The organism is Desulfobacterales bacterium, assembly GCA_029211065.1.
GTDB lineage: Bacteria > Desulfobacterota > Desulfobacteria > Desulfobacterales > JARGFK01 > JARGFK01.
On sequence record JARGFK010000207.1, the window covers coordinates 1 to 3,656 of the forward strand.

The following is a 3,656-nucleotide window of genomic DNA, read 5'->3' on the forward strand; positions in this document are numbered from 1 at the left end:
TTCCCAATACGAGTTTGATCTTCTTGGCGGATTCACGGTTGTAGCCTTCTTCGAGGCCATACTTTCCCTCCAACTTACCAATCATGATCCGACCAACAGGTTTTTTCCACCAAGAGAGGCTCTTAACCAACTCAGTCGTCGGCACATCGCCGCGGCACATATTCATGTACGAATACAGCGTTGTTCCGCAACTAACTTCTATGCCGTCGATCCCTAAATCCGCTAACCATTTGGCATACGTCACAGCCAACGCAGGCGTAATACCCTCCTTCGGAGTATAATCTTTAGAATTGATCTTCACTAAAACTGGATAGCCGTCTGGAACATTGTTTTTTACCTCGATAAATACTTCCTTTAAGAATTTGAATCGATTTTCATCACTTCCGCCCCAGTCATCAGTCCTAATGTTGAAAAACGGGGATAAAAACTCGCAAATTAAGTATCCATGGGCTCCATGCAGCTGAACTGCATCAGCTCCAGATTCTACAGCCCTTTTAGCGGCAGCACCAAAGGCGGATATGGTTTGTCTAATGTCTGCTTCAGTCATCTCTTTCGGCCTGACAAAATTGATGGGATCTCGCCCTCTGGATGATGGCGCTAATGGCGTCTGACCAGCCATACTTTTAGTTGTTTGCCTTCCACAGTGGACTAACTGAAATGCTATCTTGCCACCAATTTGATGCACTGCGCCTGTAAGTTGCTTCAAACCTGGCATCATACGGTCATCATGGATTCCCGTTTGATATTTGTACCCACGCCCTGATTGCTGAACATACATAAGGCCAGTGATGCTCAATCCCACGCTCCCCTTGGCTAAGCGCTCGTACTTTTTAATTAGGGTCTCACTAACTTCACCTGATTCCTTAGCCGTTGATTCATGGGTGGCAGAACACACGAACCGGTTGGGCAACTCGACATTACCAATTTCCATTGTGGTAAAAAGCAATGACATTATTGACCTACCTCTTTGGTTAAGGCATTTGTTCGGTCGTGGAAATTGAATCCAGTTTTTATAGGCAGCCAGAACTGGGGGCGAAAGCTATATTTGCTTACCCGGCTTCAACGAAGAGCATGTTAGGAAATCGAGGACTATTTTGCCACAAATCCCTTCCGGGAACCTCCTCTTTTGACCGAGCATAGCTTGCCATTGTGATCGGCCCCTGAGATTGATTATCAGACTGACGCACAGCTTCGGCATTCCTGCCTGTTTCACTCCGGCTCCGCGAGCACTATTACCATTTGTGTTCAATTTTAACCGGAAAATCAACCACAAAATATAGTGGATATCCAAGGATCGGGAAACGACCTTCTTGACGCCAGACTCCTTGCCATCAACGGCAATAGTGCGATTCACCGGAATAATCTCAGACTATATTTGATAATCCCTAAATTTTCAAGGATCGCACTATTGCCTTTCCATAGCCGGATTCTTCACTTTTCATAATCAAAATTTCAGACCCATATCTTCTATTCTTGGTGACAGTTATTATCGATTTTGAAAGGTATTTATTTTCATTTTCGGTGGGTGAATCTTTACTTAGCTTCACTGCTGTCCCGTTAAGAATTTTCAATTATGGTTTAACGGTTTGAATTAAAACAAAATATTAACGAAATACGGAGGAATCGATTTGAAATTGCCCTAATTCTGTTTTTATGATTCTTTTGCAGGAAACACTGCGAAAGGAGATCACACGTGAATAGAGGGCAAACCATATTTTCTCAAATAATCGATTTCCTGCCTCAAAACAAATTTCGACGATGCGTTAACCGGCACAACGGTAATTACCGAATTCGTTCTTTTACATGCTACGATCAGCTTTTATGCATGGCGTTTGCCCAGCTGACTTATCGCGAAAGCCTGCGGGATATCGAGTGCTGTCTTCGTGCCATGCGAGAGAAGCTTTACCATATGGGGATAAGGGGTAAAGTTTCCCGTAATACATTGGCAAAAGCAAACGAAACACGTGATTGGCGGATATACAGCGACTTTGCCCAAATATTAATCCGGGAAGCTCGGCGACTATATGTCGATGATGGTTTCGGCCTTGACCTGGATGAGACCGTATATGCACTGGATTCATCAACAATTGATCTGTGCCTGTCGGTATTCCCTTGGGCCAGGTTTCGCAAAACCAAGGGGGCGGTAAAGCTACACACCCTTTTGGATCTGCGAGGCGATATCCCTACTTTTATATGGATCACGGACGGCAAGGTTCATGACGTCAACGTTCTTGACCATCTCATTCCGGAATCCGGCGCAATCTATGTCATGGATCGAGCTTATTTGGATTTCCAGCGACTCTATCAATTGCATCAAAGCTCGGCCGTGTTCGTGACCCGCTCAAAGGCGAACACGGGTTTACGCCGGATATATTCACACAAAGTCGATAAAAGTACCGGCGTCAAGTTCGACCAAACGGTCATTTTGACCGGTTTTTACAGCAAGAAAGATTATCCGGAAAAGTTGCGCCGGATAAAATATTTCGATGCCGAAAAAGGCAGATCTTTCATCTTTCTTACAAACCAATTTACCCTTCCGCCATTAACCATTGCGGAACTGTATCGATACCGGTGGCGAGTCGAGATTTTTTTCAAGTGGATCAAGCAGCATTTGCGTATTAAGAGCTTCTATGGAACATCAGAGAATGCTGTCAAAGCCCAAATCTGGATCGCCGTCTCAACTTATGTTCTGGTTGCCATCATGAAAAAACGGTTGAAAATCGACTTGACTCTCTACACTATTTTACAGATTTTGAGCATTACTCTATTTGAGAAAATGCCGGTTTTAGAGGCCCTCGCGGCCGATGATTACAGAAATAAAATTACTAGTAATCATATCCAACTGAAATTATTCAATTCTTAACGGGACACTACTGACTTAGCTTATAAAGTCAAATTCCAAATATCAGGGTCGCCTATGCTGGTTGTAATAACAGGTCTTTTAGCTACTCAAAGCGCTTTCTGAATTTCATCGAACATGACTGTTTTTTTTGTTTCACATTCTTCTTTACATTGTTCTATTAGAGAATTTATTTTTTTTCTGTAGGTGAACAAATACCAGATATTTTGACCATTCGGCGTTGCTGTTGATAAATTTTTAATACATTATTCATTCGCATCTTGGAGGTATGGGACGACTTACCGTATTTTCAATATTATTAAATTCTTTACCAAACATTAGCGAGTTTAGGAGTTTCTCAGCTCTTGTTCTATCAATTATTTCGTATTCAGAATTAAAACCATTTTTTATATGAATATACAACTTTTGAGAAGGGCCTATATTGATGCACTTTAGTTTAAAAAGATGCCCTAACTCCACATGATGAAGCCCAGGTTTGCATTCGGCAGCTACAAACATACCACTTAGTAGGCCACCAACATATTTGCCACTGAGTTTTATGACTGGGTTGTATTGCGCCCAACCAGTTACAAAAACGAAAAACCCACTTCTGCTTGAGTCATAAAACAGGTCGTTAACAAGTTTCCACTGATTTTTAGTTGCAGACTTTGTAATAACTCTATCAAGTGTTGTAACACAACCGTAAAAAACAGATAAAAGTAAAAGAAACAGAATTGCCCAAATTATTTTTTTCATTGTTTTTATCTCCATAGATTATTTCTGTCTACTTCGGATAGCAAATGAACGAGCATTCTTT

At 41.8% G+C, this 3,656-nt stretch carries 3 protein-coding genes; 1 reads left to right on the forward strand and 2 read right to left on the reverse strand.

The window, feature by feature from the left end; all coding sequences use genetic code 11:
• Nucleotides 1-952 (reverse strand): NADH:flavin oxidoreductase (locus tag P1P89_22625; GenBank protein MDF1594317.1); only part of this gene is annotated, 952 nt, incomplete at its 3' end.
• A 741-nt stretch (nt 953-1,693) separates the two neighbouring features.
• On the opposite strand from P1P89_22625, the gene P1P89_22630 reads away from it, so the two are divergent.
• Entirely contained in the window at nt 1,694-2,863 is a 1,170-nt protein-coding gene (locus tag P1P89_22630) for an IS4 family transposase (GenBank protein MDF1594318.1), read from the forward strand.
• 246 nt (nt 2,864-3,109) lie between these two features.
• On the opposite strand, the gene P1P89_22635 is transcribed toward P1P89_22630, so the two are convergent.
• Nucleotides 3,110-3,595, reverse strand: a complete 486-nt coding sequence (locus tag P1P89_22635) for a hypothetical protein (GenBank protein ID MDF1594319.1) — start codon at nt 3,593-3,595, stop codon at nt 3,110-3,112.
• Nucleotides 3,596-3,656: the final 61 nt, after the last annotated feature.

Bases quoted from the DNA above. Each gene is read 5' to 3' on its own strand.
- P1P89_22635 (MDF1594319.1), bottom strand. From the start codon at position 3,595: ATGAAAAAAATAATTTGGGCAATTCTGTTTCTTTTACTTTTATCTGTT.